This is a genomic window from Neobacillus bataviensis LMG 21833 (assembly GCF_000307875.1).
GTDB classification, from domain to species: domain Bacteria; phylum Bacillota; class Bacilli; order Bacillales; family Cytobacillaceae; genus Neobacillus; species Neobacillus bataviensis.
Window position 1 is genome coordinate 1 of sequence record NZ_AJLS01000054.1, and the last position, 23,244, is coordinate 23,244.

18 protein-coding genes are annotated in these 23,244 nt (G+C 39.2%); 3 read left to right on the forward strand and 15 right to left on the reverse strand.

Annotation, left to right across the window (positions count from 1 at the left end; all coding sequences use genetic code 11):
- Positions 1-255 precede the first annotated feature (255 nt).
- Positions 256-1,620 carry an MATE family efflux transporter gene (locus BABA_RS07875; protein WP_007084627.1) on the forward strand — a complete coding sequence of 455 codons (1,365 nt, stop codon included), beginning with the start codon at positions 256-258 and terminating at the stop codon, positions 1,618-1,620.
- A 47-nt stretch (positions 1,621-1,667) separates the two neighbouring features.
- On the opposite strand, the gene BABA_RS07880 is transcribed toward BABA_RS07875, so the two are convergent.
- Positions 1,668-3,893: a bifunctional diguanylate cyclase/phosphodiesterase gene (locus BABA_RS07880; protein WP_007084628.1), complete on the reverse strand. Its 2,226-nt coding sequence runs from the start codon at positions 3,891-3,893 to the stop codon at positions 1,668-1,670.
- Positions 3,894-4,224: 331 nt separating this feature from the next.
- On the opposite strand from BABA_RS07880, the gene BABA_RS07885 reads away from it, so the two are divergent.
- Entirely contained in the window at positions 4,225-4,743 is a 519-nt protein-coding gene (locus tag BABA_RS07885) for a DoxX family membrane protein (protein ID WP_007084629.1), read from the forward strand.
- 49 nt (positions 4,744-4,792) lie between these two features.
- On the opposite strand, the gene BABA_RS07890 is transcribed toward BABA_RS07885, so the two are convergent.
- From BABA_RS07890 to BABA_RS07915, 6 genes are all read right to left on the reverse strand, one after another.
- Positions 4,793-6,463: a glycoside hydrolase family 13 protein gene (locus tag BABA_RS07890; RefSeq protein WP_007084630.1), complete on the reverse strand. Its 1,671-nt coding sequence runs from the start codon at positions 6,461-6,463 to the stop codon at positions 4,793-4,795.
- Between the two features lie 27 nt (positions 6,464-6,490).
- Complete coding sequence (locus tag BABA_RS07895; RefSeq protein ID WP_007084631.1) at positions 6,491-7,459, reverse strand: sugar phosphate isomerase/epimerase family protein; 969 nt, start codon at positions 7,457-7,459, stop codon at positions 6,491-6,493.
- Positions 7,456-8,475, reverse strand: a complete 1,020-nt coding sequence (locus BABA_RS07900; RefSeq protein ID WP_007084632.1) for a Gfo/Idh/MocA family protein — start codon at positions 8,473-8,475, stop codon at positions 7,456-7,458. The genes BABA_RS07895 and BABA_RS07900 overlap by 4 nt, the downstream gene beginning before the upstream one ends.
- A gap of 2 nt (positions 8,476-8,477) precedes the next feature.
- On the reverse strand, positions 8,478-9,506 hold the full coding sequence (locus BABA_RS07905; RefSeq protein WP_007084633.1) for a Gfo/Idh/MocA family protein: 1,029 nt from the start codon (positions 9,504-9,506) through the stop codon (positions 8,478-8,480).
- Between the two features lie 2 nt (positions 9,507-9,508).
- Positions 9,509-10,234 (reverse strand): ThuA domain-containing protein, encoded by a 726-nt coding sequence (locus BABA_RS07910; protein ID WP_007084634.1) that lies wholly within the window; start codon positions 10,232-10,234, stop codon positions 9,509-9,511.
- Positions 10,235-10,344: 110 nt separating this feature from the next.
- Positions 10,345-11,103 carry a sugar phosphate isomerase/epimerase family protein gene (locus BABA_RS07915; protein ID WP_007084635.1) on the reverse strand — a complete coding sequence of 253 codons (759 nt, stop codon included), beginning with the start codon at positions 11,101-11,103 and terminating at the stop codon, positions 10,345-10,347.
- A 122-nt stretch (positions 11,104-11,225) separates the two neighbouring features.
- On the opposite strand from BABA_RS07915, the gene BABA_RS07920 reads away from it, so the two are divergent.
- Complete coding sequence (locus tag BABA_RS07920) at positions 11,226-11,996, forward strand: AraC family transcriptional regulator (RefSeq protein WP_007084636.1); 771 nt, start codon at positions 11,226-11,228, stop codon at positions 11,994-11,996.
- Positions 11,997-12,061: 65 nt separating this feature from the next.
- On the opposite strand, the gene BABA_RS07925 is transcribed toward BABA_RS07920, so the two are convergent.
- The 8 genes from BABA_RS07925 to BABA_RS07960 form a co-directional block, all read right to left on the reverse strand.
- Entirely contained in the window at positions 12,062-13,027 is a 966-nt protein-coding gene (locus BABA_RS07925) for a carbohydrate kinase family protein (protein ID WP_007084637.1), read from the reverse strand.
- A gap of 44 nt (positions 13,028-13,071) precedes the next feature.
- Positions 13,072-14,550, reverse strand: coding sequence for a glycoside hydrolase family 32 protein (locus BABA_RS07930; protein ID WP_007084638.1), 1,479 nt, complete (start codon positions 14,548-14,550; stop codon positions 13,072-13,074).
- A 103-nt stretch (positions 14,551-14,653) separates the two neighbouring features.
- Positions 14,654-16,267, reverse strand: a complete 1,614-nt coding sequence (locus tag BABA_RS07935) for an ABC transporter substrate-binding protein (protein ID WP_007084639.1) — start codon at positions 16,265-16,267, stop codon at positions 14,654-14,656.
- Positions 16,268-16,324: 57 nt separating this feature from the next.
- On the reverse strand, positions 16,325-17,206 hold the full coding sequence (locus tag BABA_RS07940) for a carbohydrate ABC transporter permease (RefSeq protein WP_007084640.1): 882 nt from the start codon (positions 17,204-17,206) through the stop codon (positions 16,325-16,327).
- An 18-nt stretch (positions 17,207-17,224) separates the two neighbouring features.
- Positions 17,225-18,160: an ABC transporter permease gene (locus BABA_RS07945; protein WP_087946596.1), complete on the reverse strand. Its 936-nt coding sequence runs from the start codon at positions 18,158-18,160 to the stop codon at positions 17,225-17,227.
- 251 nt (positions 18,161-18,411) lie between these two features.
- The gene (locus BABA_RS07950) at positions 18,412-19,746 is read right to left on the reverse strand and encodes an ABC transporter substrate-binding protein (RefSeq protein WP_007084642.1); all 1,335 of its coding nucleotides are present in this window, start codon (positions 19,744-19,746) and stop codon (positions 18,412-18,414) included.
- A gap of 33 nt (positions 19,747-19,779) precedes the next feature.
- On the reverse strand, positions 19,780-21,369 hold the full coding sequence (locus BABA_RS07955) for a response regulator transcription factor (RefSeq protein ID WP_007084643.1): 1,590 nt from the start codon (positions 21,367-21,369) through the stop codon (positions 19,780-19,782).
- Positions 21,347-23,143, reverse strand: coding sequence for a sensor histidine kinase (locus BABA_RS07960; RefSeq protein WP_007084644.1), 1,797 nt, complete (start codon positions 23,141-23,143; stop codon positions 21,347-21,349). Before BABA_RS07960 ends, BABA_RS07955 begins: the two co-directional genes overlap by 23 nt.
- Positions 23,144-23,244: the final 101 nt, after the last annotated feature.

The window sequence follows — 23,244 nt, forward strand, 5'->3', positions numbered from 1 at the left end:
GGCGGAGAGCGAAGGACACTAGTCGCTAGGGCGCTGGAGCTAGACATTTCTCAAAGTCGAAAATTTCTTTCTTATCTATTAAAAATATCTGTAAGACTTAGAAATTCTCTGAAGTCAGCAGGTATTTTTTTATTAATATTCTTACAGGTCGCGATCCAGCGTAAGATTAATGAAAAGGGATACCTATTAACCCCTGTTAGGTGTACAATGGAAATTATATTTTCATAAGATAATAGGACAAAGGAGTATTGCAGCTTGGAGGATCAAACTAACAGGTATCAGGAACAATCGTTATTCAGCATTTCCTGGCCACTCTTTATTGAGCTAGCCCTACATATGGGTATGGGCATCATCGCTACGTTCATGTTAAGCCATTACTCGGATGAGGCAGCAGCCGGAGTAGGTGTGGCAAACCAACTATTGAACATTTTTATTTTAGTCTTTACGGTTACTTCGATTGGAGCAACAGTTTTGATCAGCCAAAACCTCGGTGCCGGCCGCATGAAACAGGCAAGGCGGCTGTCTCGCTCTGTCTTCGGATTAAACTTTTGGTTTGGCATTATGGTGGCGGTCATTGTTTTCCTTTTTGGCGAACAGCTTTTACGCTTATTCGATATTCAGGGTAAAGTTTTCGACTACGGATTAATATTTGTTCGAATTTGTGGAATCTCTCTCTTTTTTGAATCGATCTCACTTGCATTAAGTGCTGTCCTCCGCAGTCATGGGTATACGAAGGAATCAATGGTTGTAACCGTGGTGATGGACTTTATTAGTATTGCCGGAAATATTATCGCCATCTCGGGGATTTTTGGCTTGCCAATTACAGGAGTAACAGGTGTATCGTGGGCGATGGTGATCGCACGGGCATATGCCGTTTGCGCCCTCATTTACCTTGTGTATAACAGACTATCTTTAAAACTGACTTTTCGCGATATTTTTAATGCGAAAAAGGAAGACATCAAAGGGCTTTTAGAAATTGGCATCCCATCAGCGGGCGAGAATCTTTCCTATCAACTATCCCAGCTGATTATTACAAGCTTTGTTGTTTCGATGGGAACGGCATCCCTGGCTGCCCGTGTGTATATATTAAATATTAACATGCTCTGTTTTTTGTTCACTCTCGCGATTGCCCAAGGGACACAGCTCCTTGTGGCACGTGACATTGGCGGCAGGCAATTTAATCGGGCACTCCAGCGAGGCATTCGCACGCTAAAGATTTCGATGGTCGCCTCCCTTGTTACTTCACTCATCATTGCTTTAATTGGATCGCCAATCCTGGAGTTATTCACAAAAGACCCAAGCATCATTGCTGTCAGTCTGCCAGTTTTATGGGCAATTGTCTTTGTTGAACCCGGCAGGGCAATGAATATCGTTTTGATGAGTTCTCTCAAGTCTGCAGGTGACGTTCGCTTTCCAGTCATCATTGGCATGATTTCAATGTGGGGCATTGCTGTTTCACTTAGTTATCTACTCGGTGTTCATTATGGCTTAGGATTATTAGGCATTTGGCTTGCCTCAGGGGCAGATGAATGGCTCAGGGGCTGTTTCGCCTTGAAACGCTGGCTTTCAAAACCGTGGGAGCGTGTGCGGAAGGTTAAAAAGATAGAAGCGCATGTTTAGCACTTAAGATTGATATGTAAATAAGATAAAAACAGTGGTACCCTAATTCAAATCGGGGCACCACTTTTTCTATTTAAAAGATAATTTTGCATTTCACAAGCTGGGAGTGGTTTGCTAAACAAATAGCCTTGACCAATCTTACAAGCATTTTCCTTTAGAAAAGATAGTTGCTCAACTGTCTCGATCCCCTCGGCAATAACGGTAAAATTCAAATTCATCCCCATATCAATAATCGTTTTTACCATCACACCTTGGTTTGAATGGTAAAGAATATCATCGACAAAGGATTTATCAATTTTTATTTTATCGATCGGAAGGTACTTTAAATAGCTTAACGAGGAATAGCCTGTTCCGAAATCATCGATGGACAGTAATACACCAAGTTCTTTCAACTGATTTAGAATGACCGTTGAATTCTCAAAGTTTTGCATAATACTTTCGGTAATTTCCAAGTCTAATTGGGTTGCCTCCAGACCCACTTCATCCAATACGGTTGAAATATATTCAATCAGATGGTCATCCTCAAATTGGCGAACCGAAACATTGACGGCGATTGGAACATCGCAAAGGCCGATGCTTTCCCAAGCCTTTCTTTGGTTGCAAGCTTCCCACAACACCCATTTTCCAATTGGAACAATCAGTCCAGTTTCTTCTGCCAATGGAATGAATTCAGAAGGTGCAATAAATCCATGCTCCGGATGCTGCCAACGAATTAACGCCTCTAATCCCACTAATTTCCCTGTTACTAGGGACATCTGCGGTTGATAATGAAGCGTGAATTGATTGTTTTCCAGCGCTTTTCTTAAGCCAATTTCCAACTCCATCTTCCGAACAGATAGGCCATTTAAATTAGAGGAATAGAACTGGAAATTATTTTTCCCACGTTCTTTCGCCTGGTACATAGCCGTGTCTGCATTTTTTATTAAGGTTTCCTCATCATTGCCATCTGTTGGATAAAGGCTAATTCCAATACTTGGAGTAACGAAAAATTCCTGATTATTTACTTCGAAGGGTTTAGAAAATTCATAAAGAATTCGCTGGGCTACTATTGCTGCTTTTTCTTTATCAGTATCATCAAGTAATATAATAAATTCGTCCCCGCCTTGCCTTGATACAAACCCTTCCTCTTGAACAGCTATTTCCAACCGGTTCGCTACCTTTTGCAGAATTCTATCTCCAACCGTATGACCCTTAGTATCATTAATAATTTTAAACCGGTCTAAATCTAAAAATAATACAGCCAGCATTTTATTCGTATGAGACCGATTCAGCACTTTGTTAAGGTAATCCCTAAATCTATTTCGATTTGCTAAACCAGTCAACGAATCATGATAGGCTAAGCTCTTAATTGTCCTCTCGGCAACCTTTCGTTCCGTGATATCCCTGCCCACCACCTGGACAGCAAACCTGCCTTCATAAAAAAGGGTAGTCGAAGCCATTTCCACATCAATGGTCTCTCCATTCAGTTGTCTAATCTGGAATTCAAGTCTTGTTCTTTTTTCCTGGCTTTTCATTATTTTAAATGCTTCAACAATTTCTGCAGGGGCAAATTTCAACGGAGATTGTCCAATGATCTCTTCCGGATATTTAGCTCCTATTAGCATACAGCCCGCTTCATTAATATATTCGATTCTATTTTGGTTGACAACAGCAACAATATCAGGGGACATTTCTACTAGACTACGATAGCGGTCTTCACTTTCTTTTCGGTCGGTTATATCAAACAAAACACTATTAAAATCAACAAAGTTTCCGTCAAGATCAAGCGTTGGAAATCCCCTGTCCTGAATCCAACGAACTTCACCGTCAGGGCGAATAATCCGATACTCACTTGTTACAGTCTTTCCTCCGGCTAATTTCTTTTCTCTATCAGATAAAAGATGTAAATCGTCTGGATATATAACTTTTCTCCACAAATCTAAATCCTTATAAAAATCGATATAAGAATAACCATATAATTTTTCTATTCCTGGGGTAATTAATAGCGTATCGGACTTCAAATCATGTGACCAAATGGCGACATCCAGCGTATCAAAGATATTTTTCAATTTCTGTTTACTTTGCCTAAGCTCTTCGTCATTTTTCCCTATTCCCTTAATCGTAACAATCAGGACAGGTACTATTCCAATTAGAAGGATAGTGGAAGCATACTTAAAAAACTGAATGTGTGGAAAAAGAGATGCAGCTACAAAATCAAGCAACAATGAAAAGACAATTAAACAAAGAATTAATATACATATATGTTGATAGTTTAATTTATTCGGGTTCCTCATTTAAAAAATCTTCTCCCTTGTATCCATTCATTTGGTCAATCCACTAAAATATTATACCTATAAAATAACAAAATTCGACTTTTTTAACAATCGAAGGTTTTACCAGTGGAAGCAAATTCATCACTTTGCTTTGGTTTAGTGAGAAAGAGTCGAAATTTATTCCTTAATTATTGATAACCTAAAATATGACACTTTTGTGTTGTTCACTCCTTTGTCAAAACATTTCGAACAAAATTTGAACTTATCACTATTGTCATGTTTTTAATGGAAAAATCTAATATATTGGAAGTAGAAAGAGAAACAAAATAATAAACGAAAGGCGGAAGGAATTATGTTTAATAAATTTTTAAGGGAAAATAAAATCTCTGCCGTCCTCTTAACAGTCATACGATTATATCTCGGTTATGCTTGGTTCACAGCTGGATTACACAAACTAACTGGCGGGTTTGATGCAGCTGGATTTTTGAAAGGGGCAACCGCTAATCCGGTGAAGGGCCCAGACGGAAGTGTTGTTTACGGCTGGTACGTCGAATTCTTAAAAGGCTTTGCCTTACCAAATGTTGAAATCTTTAACTTCATTGTCCCTTGGGGTGAATTATTAATCGGTTTGGGCTTACTCTTAGGCTGCTTAACTACCGCCGCCATGTTCTTTGGTCTAGTGATGAACTTCAGCTTCTTCCTAGCTGGAACTGTATCTCACAACCCAACAGACATCCTCCTTGGTTTCATCATCTTGGCAGCAGGTTGTAACGCTGGAAAAATTGGTTTAGACAGATGGGTCGTTCCATTCTTTAGAAAATTGAGCAAAAAAGAGATTGGCAATCGTGGAAAACCTAAAGTAACTGCTTAACTTAGCTGGAGACAGCAAAAAGACGATTCGGAAACCGAATCGTCTTTTTTTATTGCAATAAATATACCCTTGTTTCATACGGCTTAAGAGTGAACTCTTTTCGTAATTTATGATTCGCTAATTGATAATTATTTAGGACAAGTTCAGCTGTTTTAAAGGACACACTTGATGGCAATTTAAATCTAGTTTCTTTTGCACCGAAATTATTAATAACAATTGCCTTGCGGCTGCCTAATTTGCGTGTATATACAAACAATCTAGGATGGTTTGGCAGCAAACATTCATAGGTGCCGTAAACAAATAATCGATTATCTTTGCGTAATTGTATCAATTTTTTATAAAAATTCAAAATAGAGTCCGGATCGTTTACTTGCTTCGCGACGTTGATTTCCGGAAAGTTAGGATTTACCCCCAGCCATGTATGATCTGCCGTTGTAAATCCACCCATGTTGGTGGCGTCCCATTGCATCGGTGTCCGGGCATTGTCACGGCATTGCTTCCAAATGATCTCCATAATTTCGTCATGCGGACGGCCCTTTGCTGTTTCCACTTTGTAAAAATTGACCATCCCGACATCATTATATTCTTCAATCGTTGGGAATTGGACATTGGTCATCCCAATTTCCTGACCCTGATAGATAAAAGGCGTGCCCTTCATGAGGAAGTATAGTGCACCAAGCATCTTGGCGCTTTCCTTCCAATATTTCGTATCATTGCCCCAGCTTGAAACCCGGCGCGGCTGGTCATGGTTTTCAATAAATAATGCGTTCCAGCCTTTACCTTCAAGCCCAATTTGCCACTTGGTTAAATTCTTTTTCAAGGCTCGGACATCGGTACCGCCGTCGGCATCCTTATTCCAAAGGTTTAAAAATTCAAATTGAAAAATCATATTGAAATAGCCATTTTCTTCGCCAACCCAGCGATCAGCATCATCAAGCCCAACACCGTTAGCTTCGCCAACGGTCATCACGTCATAGTTCTTGATTGTTTTCTCAGAAAGCTCCTGTAACCAACCATCAATGCCCTCGACATTCATCATTTTTGGAAAACATGGGACATAATCTAAATTGTCCGGGTTAGGCATATCCGGGAAACCAGGTTCTTTTTTGATATGGGAAATGGCATCCACCCGGAAGCCGTCGATTCCTTTATCCAGCCACCAATTCACCGTTTTGTGCAGCGCATCTCGAACATCAGGATTTTCCCAGTTTAAATCAGGCTGACGGGCAGAAAAGATGTGCATGAAATATTGGTCAGTTTCTTTATCATATCTCCATGCAGGACCGCTGAAAATCGATTCCCAATTATTAGGTTGTTTTCCATCTTTACCATCCCGCCAAATATACCAATCACGCTTTGGATTATTCTTAGAAGAACGAGATTCAATAAACCATGGATGCTCATCACTTGTATGATTGATGACCAAATCTAAGATCAACTTCATGCCGCGCTGATGAACGCCTTCAAGCAGCTCATCGAAATCGTCCATCGTCCCGAATTCATCCATAATGTCCTGATAATCAGATATATCATAGCCATTGTCATCATTCGGCGATTTGAACATTGGCGACAGCCAAATGACATCAATCCCTAACTCTTTTAAGTAATCTAGTTTGGAGGTTACTCCTTTTAAATCACCAATCCCGTCACTATTGCTATCCATGAAGCTTCTTGGGTAAACCTGATAGGCGACACTTTCTTTCCACCATTTTTTGCTCATGCTGCACCTCTTTTTAAAAGTTAGCTGTTAAACCCACCACATTTGCGAAACGGGTTCCTCAATTAACACCGATTTCAAATTTACTACAGCACGGTTAAAGCCTTCGTTGATTGACATGATTGGATCCTCATGTTCGATGCTGACAACATAATCATAACCATATGTGCGAAGAGCACTCATCATATCCGACCATTCTTTTAAACTATGTCCGCATCCGACTGAACGGAAAGTCCAAGCACGCGAACGTACTTCACCGTATGGCTGCATATCCGTTAACCCATACATATTGACATTTTCCTGATCAATGTAGGTGTCTTTTGCATGGAAATGATGAATTGCATTTTCTTTTGCCAAAATCTTAATAGCGGCAACAGGATCAATTCCCTGCCACCACATATGGCTTGGATCTAAGTTAGCACCGATGGCATCACATGTTTCCGCGCGGAGTTTTAACAATGTGTATGGTGTATGGACTAAGAAACCGCCATGAAGCTCAAGGCCAATTTTCACATTGTGATCCTTAGCATATTGGCCAACTTCTTTCCAGTAGGGAATCAGCTTTTCTTCCCACTGCCACTTTAATACATCACCATATTCATTCGGCCATGGAGTAACTGGCCAGTTTGGATATTTTGCCCCTTCATGGTCGCCAGCTGTACCGGAGAAACAGTTGACAACCGGTACACCAAGTAACGAGGCTAATTTAATGGTTTTTAAAAGAGTATCATGAGACTTCTGAGCAAATTCCTTTTCAGGAGAAATTGGATTACCATGGCAGCTGAATGCACTAATCATCAGCCCGCGTTCTTCAACCTTTTGAATATACTCTACACGGGCAGCTTCACTTTCCAACAACGCATCTAAATCACAATGGTTGTTGCCCGGATAGCAGCCAGTTCCAATTTCAACCGCACTCAAACCAGCTTCCTTTACAGTATCCAGCATTTCTTCGAACGATTTTTCCGCAAATAAAACGGTAAACACACCTAGTTTCATAGTGTAGTCCCTCCACTCTCATAAATACGATCAATGATCTGTGAAACTTGTAACGCCTCCTCAGGCTTTACAATCAACTCAGCTAATCCCAAACAGGCATCGATAAAGTTTTTTGCCTGCGACAATCCTGGATTGTCCTCACCTGGAATCCAGGCAGCTTGGCTATTTAACAACATTCCGTTCTTTGTGGTATATAGTTCAAAAGGAAACACATTAATACCGCCGTCGATACCTGAAATGCTGACATTTGCTACATCATCTTTAATATTCGCTGCCCATGATGTCTCGAACAACATAGAAGCGCCATTTTCAAATTTCATATAAGCCGTAACATGATCATCGACATTAAAGGTTTCGTGATCAAATGTTCCCCATTGGTTCACTTGATCAGGGATTCTGCTTAACTCATTATAAGTGGTGCCTGACACCTCGATATGCTTTGGATTTCCCATCAGCCATAGGGCTAAGTCAAGAAGATGACAGCCAAAATCGATGAGGCTGCCCCCGCCTTGAAGGTCTTTATTGGTAAAAACCCCCCAACCCGGTACTTTGCGGCGTCTTAATGCTTGGACTCTAACGACAAGCGGTGTCCCAACTTCGTTCATTACCTTCTTCGCGGCTTGAACTTCTTTCATAAAACGGTAGTGATACGCAATGGCCAGAACTTTTCCGGCTTTTTCAGAAGCTGTAATCATTGCCTCGCACTCATTTGCACTCAGTGCCATAGGCTTCTCGCACAAAACGTGGACTCCTGCCTCAAAGGCAGCAATCGTAATTTCAGCATGAAATTTATTCGGTGTACAAATACAAACGGCATCCACCTTCGAAAAAAGCTCCTTGTAATCCTGGAAAACATATGTGATGCTATGTTTTTCTGCAATTTGATTTGCGCGTTCGATGTTTACATCACTTACCGCTGTAATTTCACACCTATCATTTAATTGAAGAAAAGCCGGGATATGTCGATCCTGTGCAATACCGCCTACTCCTATAATTCCAATACGAAGTTTTTTCATCTTTAGTTCACTCTTACAATTTGTTTAGTTTCATTTGACTTGAGTGCTGCTAAAATAACCTCTAAAGACTTCATGCCTTCCTCACCCGGAACTGGCGGCTCATCATCAAGAAGAACACAATCCACAAACTTATCAATCACATGGGAGGTATTTTGACCGCCTTCATCATTGGACTGGATTTTTCCAAGCTCATATTTAACTACTTCACCATTTGCATATTGAACCACGAGCGAATGTGTTGGGTCTTCTTCTAAGCGAAGAATCGCCTTTTCACCATATATAATAGTAGAATTATCTTCCTTACTTACGTATGCCCAGCTTGCCGCTAACGTACCGATAATGCCGCTTTCTGTTTTTAACACACAAACAGCGTTGTCGTCGACCGTGGCGAAGTCCTTTGCACTCGTTTCTACAAAGGAACCAACTTCGACTATTTCCTCTCCTAATACATATCGCAATAAGTCCGTTTTATGAACACCTAAATCGCCCATCGCACCCACAAACGCTTTTTCCTTTTGAAAAAACCAGCCTTCTTTTCCCTCGACACTCCAGCCTTCCGGGCCGCCATGACCAAAAGCAGTACGGAAACTGTAAATTTTGCCTATTTCGCCGCTCGCAATTAGCTGTCGTGCTTTTTGATGTGAAGGAACGAAACGCTGATTGTGCGCAATCATTAATTTTTTGCCGCTTGCTTTTGCAGCTGCAATCATTGCCTCTGCTTCTTGTTTCGATGTTGCCATTGGTTTTTCACATAGCACATGCAGGCCTGCTTCTAATGCCGCAATCGAGATTGGTGCATGAAGATAATTCGGCGTACAAACGCTGACCGCATCCACTGTACCGCTAGTTATTAACTCTTCATAGCTAGTGTAAGCAACGGCTCCAAATTTTTCAGCTACTTCCTTTGCACGCTCTTCATTGATATCACAAACCGCAATTAGCTCTACATTTTTATTTGCTTTATATTCAGGTAAATGACGGTGCTGCGCAATGCTTCCGCAGCCGATCACTCCAACTCTTAATTTTCCCATGATTATTTTCCTCCTTTAATTTCTTCTAAAGGCTTGGCGTTTCCATAGATTGGACGTTCGCGTTTGACTGGCTGCGCCCATTTGACTGCATTGATGATTACACGCTGGATTTGTTCGTTATGGTAGGTTGGATACGTTTCATGTCCTGGTCTGAAGTAGAACACTTTTCCATTCCCGCGTTTGTATGTACAACCGCTGCGGAATACCTCGCCTCCCTCAAACCAGCTTGTAAAAATAAGTTCATCTGGCTGTGGAATATCAAAATGCTCGCCGTACATTTCTTCTTTTTCTAATTCGATATATTCGCCAATTCCTTCAACAATTGGATGGTTTGGCGCTACGACCCAAAGACGTTCTTTTTCATCTGCTTCGCGCCATTTCAAATCACAGCTTGTTCCCATTAATGTTTTAAAGATTTTGGAGAAATGACCGGAATGAAGAACAATCAGTCCCATGCCGTCTAGTACACGCTGCTGCACCTTTTGCACGATTTCATCCTTTACTTCGCCGTGTGCTAAATGGCCCCACCATACTAAAACATCAGTGTTAGCTAATACTTCATCCGTCAAACCATGTTCTGGCTCATCAAGAGTAGCCGTTCCTGCTTTGAATCCATCAGCCTTAAGAAATTCAGCAATTGTCCCATGGATTCCGTTCGGGTATATATCTCTAACCATTGGATTCTTTTGTTCGTGACGGTTTTCATTCCATACTGTTATATTCAACATAATCAAACACTCCTTTTAATCGTTCACTTTATCTATAATTTTAGAGAATCAAAATAATTATGAAACTGCTTACATTGACAGATAGGGTGGAAAATATTGAACTATGAAGATTACATAATTCCAATCTTTTCTAAATAATCCCTACTAATTTCAATGCTTTCAAATGGCGTCTTGCGGGATGAATCCTGCTCGACGATCCACCACTGGACATCGGCTTTTTCGCCAATACTGAGCACAGCTTCAATATCAACTCCACCTGTTCCAAGCTCTGCAAAAAATTGATCGGCATCCATTGTCATATCTTTCAAATGAATAAGCGGTGTTCGATTTTGATAGCGATTGATCCATTCCACTGGCTTTTCACCTGCTTTTGTCAGCCAATATACATCTAGTTCTGCCTTTAGATTTTCACTATTTGTGTCTTCAAAAATAGATTCAAGTGCCATTCTGTCGTCGGATAAGCGCTCCAATTCAAAATCATGATTATGATAGCAAAGGGTAATCCCTTCACTACGACACGTTGCACCAGCTTGATCCAAAAAGGAAATAAGCTTTTTATAATCCTCTTCACTTCGACGATCTGGCATTAGGTAGGGACAGACAATATATTTACTTCCTATTATTTTTTGATCATCAATGACCCCGGCTAGATTGTTTTCCAATTCATCAAGCGGTATATGGCTTGCCGCTGCCTGCAGTCCAAATTCATCCAATAACGCCTTTACCTCTTTTGCTGTCAATCCTCCAAACCCTGCAAACTCAACGCCATCAAAGCCTAGTTCCGCCACTTTTTTCAGGGTGCCAGCAAAATCTTGCTCGCTTTCTTCCCGCAATGTGTACATTTGTACTGCTACTGGTATATTTGACATCCTTAGCCTTCACTCCTTTAAACATCACTTATTTGATTACATCCTACAATACTTATTGATAAATCAACATAGATGATATAATCAAAACATCTACTATTTTGCTATTTTTTGAAGGTGAGTAAATGAAGACAAACATATTATTCTGCGGCTATTCATTTCATACAATTGGATACCATTCCCAACATAAATCCGGATACCCTTCCTATCTGTTCCGCTTGCAAACAGAAGGGATTTGTGAGGTAGTGGTAAAAGGGAGAAAAATGAATCTTGAGAAAGGCGATCTCCTGCTAATTAAACCAGGGGATCATTATGAACTGTTGGTTAAGGAGGGACAAGTAAGCGGTGACTATCACTTAATCTGCGAAGGTACTTGGATTGACGAGTGGTGGAGCGGTTTCGCCAAGCCAGATGTCTCTCAAATCGAGTTGGATGAAAAGCTGTTAGCATTATGGCGTTATATTATGATTGAAAAACGCCGTCCACAATCCAGTCAAAATGAAGAGCTTACCGGATATTTACTTCGATCTCTTTGTCTAACTCTAGAACGTGTCATCAGCGAAGCAGGTTCCTCATTCAGTCATCCTTATCCGGTGACACGGATGATGCGCTATATTGAAGAGCATGCCATGACAGTCTTTAAGGTTGAAGATGTTGCACGGCATGCCGGTCTAAGTATCTCCCGATCTATTCATTTATTCAAAAGTAGTGTGGGGAAAACAATGATGGAATATGCGCAGGAAATTCGGCTGGCGGCAGCCATGGAGCGGATGAAATATACATCTATGACACTTGATCAGATTGCTATAGAATGCGGATTTGGCAGTTATCCTTATTTTCATAAGGTTTTTAAAAAGAAATACGGAAAATCACCTGGAGTATATAGACGGACCTAAAAAAAAACGATAAAGAGCCCTTTATTAAGAAGGGCTCTTCCGCATATCCTTTTTCAATCTCTTATTCATCTAAACTGTTTTACTTCCTCATGGGAGGGTAATGCAGTAATGGCTCCCACTTTCGTACAAACCATTGCTCCTACCTTATTACTAAAGGAAATGATTCCTTTTAGATTTTCAAAGTCTTGTAAAACTTTTTTCGGCTCATCCTCTTTAGCTAATTGGTAAAGCGTTGCTCCTACGAAGGCATCACCTGCACCAGTAGAATCAATAGAATTTACTGATATACTTGGAACTAATGCCGAATTTTGACCATTCGAAATCATCGTTCCTTCTTTTCCTAAGGTAACAGCTACTACAGCTGCTCCAAACTGATGAAGAACTGTGATTCCTTTACTTACATCGTTCATGCCAGAGATAATTTTTAATTCCTCATCGCTAACCTTTACAAAATCAGCAAGCGCGATTCCCTTTTTGGCTAAATCAACAAAGCGATCATTCTTGCCTTTCCAAAGGTCAATTCGGTAGTTAGGATCAAATGAGATATACTTCCCTTCTTCCTTTGCTGCTTGCATGAGATGTAAATAGGTAGATTGAAAGGGATCAACTAATAAAGCGGTTGCTGAACCGAAGTGCAGGATACTCGATTCCATTATTCTTTTTTTATCAAGGTCGTTTTCGGTTAAGAAGGCATCCGCCCCACGGTTAAAAACAAAATCTCTTTCTCCATTTGCTTTTAATGAAACAAAGGCAAGTGTTGTTGGATGTTCATGATCGAGTACCAGCATAGAGGTATCGACATTCACTTCATCTAATGCATTCCTTAAAAAATGCCCAAATGGATCATTTCCAACTTTTCCACTGAATAATGCATTGCCCCCCAATTTTACGACTGTTGCGCAAACATTAGCGGGGGCTCCTCCGGCCTGCTTTTCAAAATTTTGACCTTCAACTAAGTCAATATCCACATCTGTACAGAAAAAATCAATTAATAATTCTCCAATACAAATGACTGATGAATTTGTATTCATTTACTCTCAACCTCTCATTTCAATGTACGTTCATGAGGACAAAATCACTTATCCCATATCGAATTAAGTTCCGTTAAGCTTAACGAGGACACTAGGGTAGATCCTTCATTCGAAAACAATGCCATTTGCTCATATGGCCGGTTGGGAAAAATTAAGCTTGTTAGGGCTGCCTTGCCATCATTTGCAAATACCTCAATGGAAGAAGCATCAATAATGATTTGCAGCTTAATCCGATCATTTTCCATCTTTAAGGGGGCTTCTTGTACGGTTGAAAATGACTCTGAAAAGCTATTTTCTCCAGCTTTCGTTCTATCGACGAGCAACAGTTCCTTTTCTACATCATAGCGAATTCCTATCTTTTCATCGTTAGAACTTTGAAAAACGATACCAAAGGATGTCGAGGTTTGTTTTTCAAACGCAATATTCACTTCTATTAATGGACTGACCATAGTAAAAGTCTTAGTTTGGTTCGATTCTATTGTTAGATCTTTGTAACTTTCCGAACCGTTTCGAATCACATTTATTTCTGATACCACCTTTTGGATGACGCGAACGCCTATCTCGCTGGCAGTTAACGATAATTCTCTTGGCAATGTCATCGCACTGCGCCAGCCCTCAGTCGGTACTTGATTCGCATAACGCCAGTTGCTCATCCAGCCAATATACATTCTTCTCCCATCTTTTGATGGGATATCAGACCAGCTTACACCTGCGTAATTATCCCTGCCATAATCTAACCAAAGAACCTTTTCGTCAGGATTTTCATTATGAAATGTTGTCCCGTCAAAAGCACCAATAAAATATTGTGTTCTCGAACCCTCCTTGAACTCATGGTTATCACCGATACTGACAAACATCACCCATTTTTGATTATTTTCATCACCATTTACTGGTAATTCAAATAAATCAGGGCATTCCCAAACACCATCATGTGACCCGGCATGATTGCCAAATTCACTGGCAAATTTCCACTCTTTTAGGTCAGTAGATGTATAAATGGTGACGGATTGTCCAGTAGCCAATACCATCACCCATTTTTCGGTTTCTTGATGCCAAAAAACCTTTGGGTCACGATAATCGGTAATAGCAACGTCTGAAAGTACAGGATTTCCTTCGTACTTAGTCCACGTTCTACCATTATCACTGCTATAAGCGAGACTCTGGCGTTGACGAGGCCTGTCTGATTCAGGGTAATTGTCGGCACTTGTATAGATTGCAACTAAACCAGGGGCATTTTCAAAAAAACCTGTCGTATTATTCCAATCCACAACTGCACTTCCAGAAAAAATCGCTCCATGCTCATCCGGATATAAAGCAATCGGCAGCTGTTCCCAATGAATTAAATCCTTACTAACGGCATGCCCCCAATGCATAGGCCCCCAAGTTATCCCAAATGGGTGGAATTGATAGAAAAGGTGATACTCTCCATTAAAATAGACCATTCCGTTAGGGTCGTTCATCCATTTTTCTTTCGGTGAAAAATGAAATTGCGGACGATGCTTTTCGCTATATATTTGTTTCATTATGTGATTCCCCTTTTTTATTTTTTAGCAACTTGGAAACTGGAAGAAGGCTGTACGATTTTTGTAGTGTACAGCCTATATTCCCTATTTATTTAATAGACTATTATTTTGTGTTTCTATCGTAACCGGATTGCTTAATTTTTAACCACTCTTGCAGACCTAAACGATCCAATTCTTTCAAATAGCCATCCCATTCTTGTTCTACTTTACCATTTTGAATCCATTCTGCACGTTTTCTCATCACATAGGCAAACATATCTGTTTCAATAGCTGAAAGCCTGTCTAGTTCTTTTAAGGAGAAAAATACTTTAGGATAAATATTTTCCGCCTTCATATGAGGGACCATGACATCCTTCATTAATCCTAATCTCCACGCTGCATCATCTGGTTTTGTGGTCACTTTTCCATAATACTCATCTAAAATGGCTAATGGCCCGCCAATATTTGTTTTTTGTCTCAATTCTACCGGCGCTGCTCCGTTTAAAGGCAAATGCTTCAGCATTCCTGCTGCTTCGTCTAATTCAAAAATATTTTGCTGGTTCTTATCACCATAAGTTCCCCAGTTGTCTTGTACTGATTGTTTTGGTTCGTATAATTGATCAATCCATTTTGCTGTTAACTCCAGATTTTTGTTCGCACTTGTAATGACCATTCTTCCTCGGTCAAATCCCATACCATTGGTTCTCGCAACATTTACATTTCCATCCGGACCCGCTAATGGCGGCATCAATTCATATTTGTCATTCATACCGGTAATATTGCCTTTGTCCCAAGTGAAATATAAACCATACCGATCGTCCTTACCTTTTGCTAGGTATGTGTTCCAATCTTGTTCAAAAGCCTCAACATCGATCAGGCCTTCTTTATACAACTCATTAAGAAATTTAATTCCCTCTTTATACCCTTTATCCGATGCAGTGAAAGTAACTTTACCGTCGTTGGTTACAACTGTATGATCCCAGTTTTCACCAAGGCCAAATGAGCCAAATAAGAATGCTAAGTCTTCCCCGCCGGCTTGTTTGCCGATAAATGACATTGGTATTTCATCAGCTTTTCCGTTTCCATTTGGATCTTGGGTTTTAAAGGCAATCAATACTTGCTTTAATTCTTCTGTTGTTGTTGGCATTTTTAACCCTAATTTGTTTAACCACTCTACATTGATCCAAGGAAAATCATCCACAGAGTGAATACTTTCTTTCCCTGAACCTAGTTCCTCAATCCATGGGAAAGAATAAATATGCCCATCAGGAGCCGTCATCATCGCTTTATATTCAGGTGCTTGTTCAAGAACTTTTTCTAGATTAGGCATGTGCTTCTTAATTAAATCTTCAACTGGAACAATCGCACCATCTTTTGCTAGTTTTAATAAATCATAGTCTCCATATGCTGCATCTAGAATGGCATCAGGCATATCACCGCTCGCAATGGCAAGGTTTCTTTTTTCAACAAAAGAATCGGATGTGTAATTCTTCCACTTAATGTGAACTCCTGAATCTTTTTCTAAACGCTTATAAATTAATTTTTTATTTGGATCTGATGGGGCTAATGGTGAGCTTTGAGTCATAAAGTTTAATGTTACCTTTTCCTTTAATGGAAAGGTAATATCATTTAGTTTATACTCCTTAGATGCTGTTTCACTTTTCCCGCTATTACTGCAGCCTGAAACTAGTAATATCGTTGCAAGTGATGCGGCCATAACCTTTTTTACATTTTTCATGAAATACCCTCCAATTTGTTTGTGTAAGCATTTGCAAATGTCTAGTTTATTAGTTCATTATTTCAATGAGCCAACCATGACACCTTTTTCAAAGTACTTCTGGAAGAATGGATACATAATCATTAGCGGCAGACTGGAAATCACAATGGATGAATATTTAATCATTTCCGATAGCTTTTTCAGTTCCGCCATTGCCAATTGATCACTAATCATCCCAGGTCCCGTTTGATTTTGAATCAAGATTGATCTCAAAACTAATTGTAATGGGTGTAAATCAGGATCTTCGAGATAAATCATCGCATCAAAATAAGAGTTCCATTGGCCTACAAAAGCGTACATGGCCAATACAAAAATAATAGGTTTTGAAAGCGGTAAGACAATCTTAAAGAAGATTAGCAGATCCGATGCTCCGTCTACCTTTGCTGCTTCATGTAATTCATAGGGAATTCCTTTAAAGTAAGTCCTCGCCAAAATAATGTTCCAAACGTTTACAGCTCCAGGCACCAAAATGGCCCATATAGTGTTTAACATGCCTAAGTCTTTTATAACCATATACGTTGGGATCAGCCCGCCGCCGAAGAACATGGTAACTATAAATAGTGTCATGAAGAAGTTCTTCCCAACAAAACCATTAATAGATAACGGATAGGCTGCAAAAATACATACGACAACAGTTATAACGGCAAAACCAACTGAGTAGAGTATGGAATTAAGAAAGCCTCGTACCATCGCATCATTAGATAGAATCAGCTTGTAACCTTTAAAACTCCAATCTGAAAAGTGAAATGATATCCCTTTATTTAATAGCACGGTTGGATCCATAAATGATGCAAGAACGACATACACCAAAGGAACTAAGACAACTAAAACGGCGATGCATAGAAAGATATTATTCAAGCTTAATATGAGGCGATCTATGCGAGTATGCTTTATATTCATATCAAGACTCCTTTCTCGTTAATATAAACCTTCTCCTTCGTTTAATTTCTTAACGATTTTATTCACTACCACCAACAAGATCACGTTTATGACGGAATTAAACAGGCCAACAGCTGTTGAATAGGCATAATCCCCTGCTTGTAAACCTACTTTATAAACATAAGTTGGCAAGATTTCGGAAGATGGCAGATTCATTGAGGTTTGCATTAAATAAGCTTTTTCAAAGCCAATCGACATAATGCCTCCCGCCGCTAAAATAAAGGTAACCGCCATTAACGGTTTAAGTGTCGGTAAATCAATATGGATAATTCTTTGCAAAATATTTGCTCCGTCTATTGTCGCCGCATTGTGCAATTCAGGATCAACATTTGCTAACGCTGCAACGTATATAATGGAGGACCAGCCTGCCGCCTGCCAAATTCCTGAGATAATATAGATGGATCGGAAGTAATCTGGATTGGACATAAACATAAGCGGCTTCCCCGTTATGAAGCTAACGATTTGATTGATAGGGCCTGTTGGTGATAAGAAAATAAATACCATCCCAACAATAACGACCACGGAAATAAAATTTGGGGCATAGAGAACGAGCTGAATATTCTTCTTTATCCCCGCCCTGCGTAATTGGTTAATCATTAATGCAAGGATGATAGGGACTGGAAACCCAAGGATTAAACCATAGAAACTGAGTTTAAGCGTATTCAAAAAAATGTCTGCAAAGTTAGGTGAGGATAAAAATTTAGTGAAATTATCAAACCCCACCCAGTCACTGCCTAAAATACCTTTAATCGTACTGAAATCTTTAAAGGCAATAATGGCACCATACATGGGTATATATTTAAATATAATGGTAAGAATAACGGCTGGCGCGATAAGCAAGTAAAGATAGTAGTTTTTCCTGATATACTCCAATTGATATTTTACTTTTGATGCCGCTTTCTTTTTTGTCTTTATTTGTACAGCTGTATCTTTTGAAGCATTTACTAATTCTTGCAATCTCTTTACCTCCTATCTACTTGTTTGTAATTTCTTTTCTGATTTTAACTTTAACAAAATTGAAAAAAGAGAGAGTTTAATATCTTCGGAAAACGGCATTTAAAATTTTCGGCACTTGAAAACGGTCTCATTCGCTTCACAATTTTCAAGTTACAAGTGAAAATAAAAAATCCTCTAGTTACAAAACTAGAGGGGTAAATTAATGATAATTATTGATTTTGTATTTCCTTTAAGGCTGTATTGATGGTTTCTACCGCTTCTTTCGCAGAAGTCTTTACATCCTTTCCGCCAATTCCAACGTCCTCAAATAATTTCTTGATTGTATCACTGACAACCGCATAGGCAGGTGTAATCGGACGGTTTCTTGAATACTTTTGTGCTTGCTGTAAAAATATATTTGCCGGATATTCATTAAGCTTTGGGAAATCTTCCGCAACGGAATATCTCGCAGGTATATCACCAGTTATGGTGACATATTTTTTCATGCCTTCATAACCAGTTACATATTTAATAAACTTCCAAGCCTCCTTAGGATGTTTTGATTTTGCGGAGATTCCGAGTGCCCAGCCTCCATTTGGAACAAACTGATTCTTTTCCTTTGGCAGTGGCGTTATCCCAAAATCCTCTCCAAGTTTGAATTCGGGGTGATTTTTTTCAAAATCCGATAGTGTCCATGAGCCCAGCACAGTCATCCCAAGCTTACCCGACTCGAATACGGCCGGTGGTAATTCAAATGCAGCCACTCCATTTTTATGATACAGATTTTGGTAAAATCGAAGAGCCTCTATTGCCTCTTTTGAATCCAAATATCCGCTGGCGGTACTTCCATCAGGGCTTAAAACGCTGGCACCAAACTGCCATAGGAGCGGGGTTTTAAAATAGGCTGGAGATTCTCCGCCACCAAACCCCTGTGCGGGGTCAATGCCGATGATTCCTTTCGCGGGATTATTTACCTTTTTGGCAATCTCCAAAACCTCATCCCATGTTAAGGGGTTATTGGGGTCTTCTGTTGGAAAAGAGACACCCGCTTCTTTAAAAAGATGTTTATTATAAAATAGAGCAATGCTTGACTCTACGATAGGGGCAAGATAAATTTCTCCATGATAACTTAACCCTTTTAAGGTTGAGACTGGTATATCCTCCATCTTTCCCTCTGTTCTCATAAACGAATCAATTGATAGTAGCGACCCTGCATTGGCATATAGCGCCAGGGTTGGACTGTCAATGGTCATTATATCTGGAGGGTTCCCTGCAGCAAGCTCTGTTCTCAGCCTTATTTCATAATCGCTATATAGAATGGACTTCATATTCACCGCAATATGGGGGTTAGCTTTTTCAAAAGAAGAAACCAATTCTTCATATGCCTTATTTTCCGCTGCATTCCCGTAGTTTCGCCAGAACGTCAGCTGGATTCTGTTGGAAGTATTTGTTTTCTTCTCATTATCTTTTGAGCTGCCAGAGAATGTATCAAAAAAGGACAACGCAAATACTAAAATAGTAATAAGCAGAATGGCAAAAATAATTATTGTAGGCCACTTTTTCATCTACATTCCCTCTCTTTCCTAACTTTTTAAAACTTATGAATCCAAAGAATTTCGAAATTCCACAGGTGTTTGTCCAATGTGCTTTTTAAAAACAGTACTGAAATATCCTGAGTTAGAAAAGCCCACTAAGTTTGCGACATCAATGATTTTAAGTTGCTTATCTCTCAGGAACTGTTGGGCTTTCTCCATTCGTAAGTTTACAAGATAATCACTAAAATTCTGCCCTATATAATTTTTAAACGTCTCAGATAAATGCGCACTATTGATATGAAACAGTTCAGATAATAATGTAAGTGAAATTTCACTGGCATAATGCTGGTCCAAATAATGCCGAACACTATCAACAATTAATTTCCCATTCGAAAAGCGTGCAGTTCGAACCTTTTCAATAATTTGTTGCGCTAATTGAAGGAGATTCTCAATCACCCTACTTTGGGAGTTGAGTTCCCAAATACTTTGTTGGCAATTCCAAATCATTTTTTGAATATCCTTCGTTTCGTTATCATATTTCCTTGCCAGCGATTCTAACAAAAATAACACCCGATTGGCGGCAAATGAAAAGGATAAAATCGATTGGTTTCCATTCCCATGCAATAAAGTGTGAATATTTTCCTTAAATGCTCCAAAATTTACATTTTCGACTGCATTTGTTAACTTTCTCTCAAAATCAGGTAATACTTCAAATACTTCCTCTTTCGTGATTGCCGCGTCAATCACCTGCGATTGTGAACCAAGATGACTTTGGCTCCAAGCAAGTAAACTTGAAATATAACCCATCTTAAAATTTGGAAGACCAGTGACTGTATTCCCAATTCCAATCACTGTTTCTAATTTCAACAACTTCCTCACATTGCGTTGGATATTTTCCACTAAACTGGAAGTACTATATACCATTTCCTTATCCATCAGCTTTAAAAAATGAACCATATTTGCATAACTTGGGTCGTAAAATGAATACGTTCCGGCATGCTCTTTAGCAATTTCCTTACATAACATTTGAAAAGGAAGCCAGAGTTCCTTTAATCTTGACGGATTGTCATCGCTCACTCTAATTTCCACCGTAAAAAATTGCACGGATACATTCTCATTTACAAGTTCCTCTAACCGGAGCTGATGGAGCCTTTCTGTTATCAAATTTAGTTGTAGCCATTCCTCTTTTACTAAATACAGCAAATATTGTTCCTGTACTTCCTGCAGCTGGGTGTAAACAAGCTGACGCATCTGAGCTGTTTCCACTTGTTTTCTCTTTTCTTCCTTTATTTCTTTACCGACTTTTCGTAATACTTCTACTAATTCGTCAGGGGCAACCGGTTTTAACAAATAGTCTTTCACCCCTTCCTTCATTGATCCCCTTACATATTCAAAATCGGAATATCCCGATAAAACTATGACTCTTACGTTCGGAAATTCTTGCTGACAACGCTTCGCTAATTCAATCCCATCCATAATGGGCATTCTCATATCGGTAAGGACGACATCTATATCCATTTTACCGAGCAATTCAAGTGCTTCCTTCCCATTGGATGCTTCTCCAACAATTTGAAACCCTTCTTCTTCCCAATCCACTTTCATCCGTAAGCCTTTACGAATTTGAATCTCATCATCTGTGATCATGATCTTCATCATGGATATCACCTCTATTAATATTTATACATAATGTAATCTTTGTGCCCGCATTCTTTTCAGATTCAATCTGATACGAAAAGTTTTGACCATAGTAAAGCTTCAAGCGCCCAAGGACATTCTTTAGCCCAATGCTGCTTCCTTTACTTTTTAATACACTATTTATTTCATATTCTTTTTCTTCGTTTAATAAGTCAGAGATTACTTCTTCCGACATCCCTATCCCCTTATCTTCTACAACAATATATACTTGATTGTTTATCTTCCGCGTTTTGATAAAAATCTCGGCAGATGCCTTTTCAATAAAACTATATTTCACTGCATTTTCTACAAGTGGTTGTAGTATAAATTTAATAATAGGCAACGTTTTTGTTTCTGAATCTTCGTCGAAATTAATCGTGATTGCATCTTCATACCGCACCTTTAAAATGTCAGTGTAACTTCGGATATAGCTAAGTTCTTCACCCAAATGCACCACATCACTATGCGTATTTAAGGAATATCGCATCATTCGGCCTAAGTAGATGCTTACATTCATGACTTCTTTATTTTTCCCCTGTGCCGCTAATCCTCCGATGATTTCAAGCGTATTGTTTAAGAAATGTGGATTAATTTGTAGTAATAAGGCTTTGTATTCAGCATCTTTTCGGCGAATATTAGCTTCATATTCCGTTTCAATGACCTTCTTTAATTGATCAATGGTATGGTCAAACACTTTTATAACATATCCAACCTCATTATTAGAGGATTTTATCGTTGGCATAAAGCGTTTGGCCCCCGAAAAATCTCCACGTTCCATAAATCTCATCGCTTTTGCTAGTTTTCCTAAGGGACTTACGATATTGGAAGAAAGCATAAAAGAAGCTAAAATCGTTAACAAAAAAACGATGACGCTGATTAAAAGTAGGTTTCGCTGCAAAAGATAAACTTTTGAAAATAAGTCAGACTTGGTTACTTCACTGACTAGAATCCAATCACCCACCGATAAATTTTGATAGAAAACAATGTATTTTTCTCCATAATACTCCGTTTCAAATAACCCCTTTTCCTTAGGGCTATTTTTTATTTTTTTGAGACTTTGGTTTACTACCTTTGCAGGGGTGTTGATTTTCCCTTGTAGAACATTAGCCCCCTGTTGATCCAGCAAATAGGCATGTCCGTTTTTTCCAATCGTGATTTTTTTTAAGGCGGTCTCTAACAAAGTGGTAGGGAAATTGACCTTTATAAATCCGTAGGAAACAACCGTATTTAAGTCAACGAGTGGTAAAATGTAGCTATTACTATTACCTTGTGCCGGCATATATGGATCAATATGTGACTTTACAAATCGTTGTTCATTTATCGCAAAGTCTTGAAACCAATCTATTTTATGCAAATTGGGATTATTCCCCCAAGTCCCTTCGCCATTATTAAGAACGACTGAAATAGTCATTCCATTTGAATTGTTAATCATCATAGAGGATAGCAGCGTTTTGAGCTGATTCTTTTGCAGCAAGCTCTGTTCTTTAGGTATATTTGCCTCCGCATTTTCCAGCTTCAGCCACTGTTGTGTGGTTTGATTGACAAGAACCTGCTTCCCTAAATCCTCAGCTTGCGTTGTGATTGAGTCAATATAAAGTGAGTACTGATCCATTGCTTCTATTGTTAATTCCTGAGTCTGAGATTCAATAATTGATGTAAACCAGCTTGGGATAATAATGGACAATATGAGTAATGGAATCGTTAATAAACATGTAAAAACGATAAATAAACGATTTCTTAAGGAAAAAAACATCTCAGCCCCCCTCAAAGCGTAACCCCTTACAAAAGTAAGCAAATCCACTAATCTAGACTTTACCTTTATCTATTATAAATTCAATTTAACATTATACCTGA

Excerpts from the sequence above, each read along its gene's own strand:
- BABA_RS07935 (WP_007084639.1), bottom strand. The coding sequence starts at position 16,267 with ATGAAAAATGTAAAAAAGGTTATGGCCGCATCACTTGCAACGATATTA.
- BABA_RS07950 (WP_007084642.1), bottom strand. The coding sequence starts at position 19,746 with ATGAAAAAGTGGCCTACAATAATTATTTTTGCCATTCTGCTTATTACT.
- BABA_RS07890 (WP_007084630.1), bottom strand. The coding sequence starts at position 6,463 with ATGAGCAAAAAATGGTGGAAAGAAAGTGTCGCCTATCAGGTTTACCCA.
- BABA_RS07960 (WP_007084644.1), bottom strand. The coding sequence starts at position 23,143 with ATGTTTTTTTCCTTAAGAAATCGTTTATTTATCGTTTTTACATGTTTA.
- BABA_RS07900 (WP_007084632.1), bottom strand. The coding sequence starts at position 8,475 with ATGAAAAAACTTCGTATTGGAATTATAGGAGTAGGCGGTATTGCACAG.
- BABA_RS07885 (WP_007084629.1), top strand. The coding sequence starts at position 4,225 with ATGTTTAATAAATTTTTAAGGGAAAATAAAATCTCTGCCGTCCTCTTA.
- BABA_RS07895 (WP_007084631.1), bottom strand. The coding sequence starts at position 7,459 with ATGAAACTAGGTGTGTTTACCGTTTTATTTGCGGAAAAATCGTTCGAA.
- BABA_RS07880 (WP_007084628.1), bottom strand. The coding sequence starts at position 3,893 with ATGAGGAACCCGAATAAATTAAACTATCAACATATATGTATATTAATT.
- BABA_RS07915 (WP_007084635.1), bottom strand. The coding sequence starts at position 11,103 with ATGTCAAATATACCAGTAGCAGTACAAATGTACACATTGCGGGAAGAA.
- BABA_RS07930 (WP_007084638.1), bottom strand. The coding sequence starts at position 14,550 with ATGAAACAAATATATAGCGAAAAGCATCGTCCGCAATTTCATTTTTCA.
- BABA_RS07925 (WP_007084637.1), bottom strand. The coding sequence starts at position 13,027 with ATGAATACAAATTCATCAGTCATTTGTATTGGAGAATTATTAATTGAT.
- BABA_RS07905 (WP_007084633.1), bottom strand. The coding sequence starts at position 9,506 with ATGGGAAAATTAAGAGTTGGAGTGATCGGCTGCGGAAGCATTGCGCAG.
- BABA_RS07920 (WP_007084636.1), top strand. The coding sequence starts at position 11,226 with ATGAAGACAAACATATTATTCTGCGGCTATTCATTTCATACAATTGGA.
- BABA_RS07910 (WP_007084634.1), bottom strand. The coding sequence starts at position 10,234 with ATGTTGAATATAACAGTATGGAATGAAAACCGTCACGAACAAAAGAAT.
- BABA_RS07940 (WP_007084640.1), bottom strand. The coding sequence starts at position 17,206 with ATGAATATAAAGCATACTCGCATAGATCGCCTCATATTAAGCTTGAAT.
- BABA_RS07955 (WP_007084643.1), bottom strand. The coding sequence starts at position 21,369 with ATGAAGATCATGATCACAGATGATGAGATTCAAATTCGTAAAGGCTTA.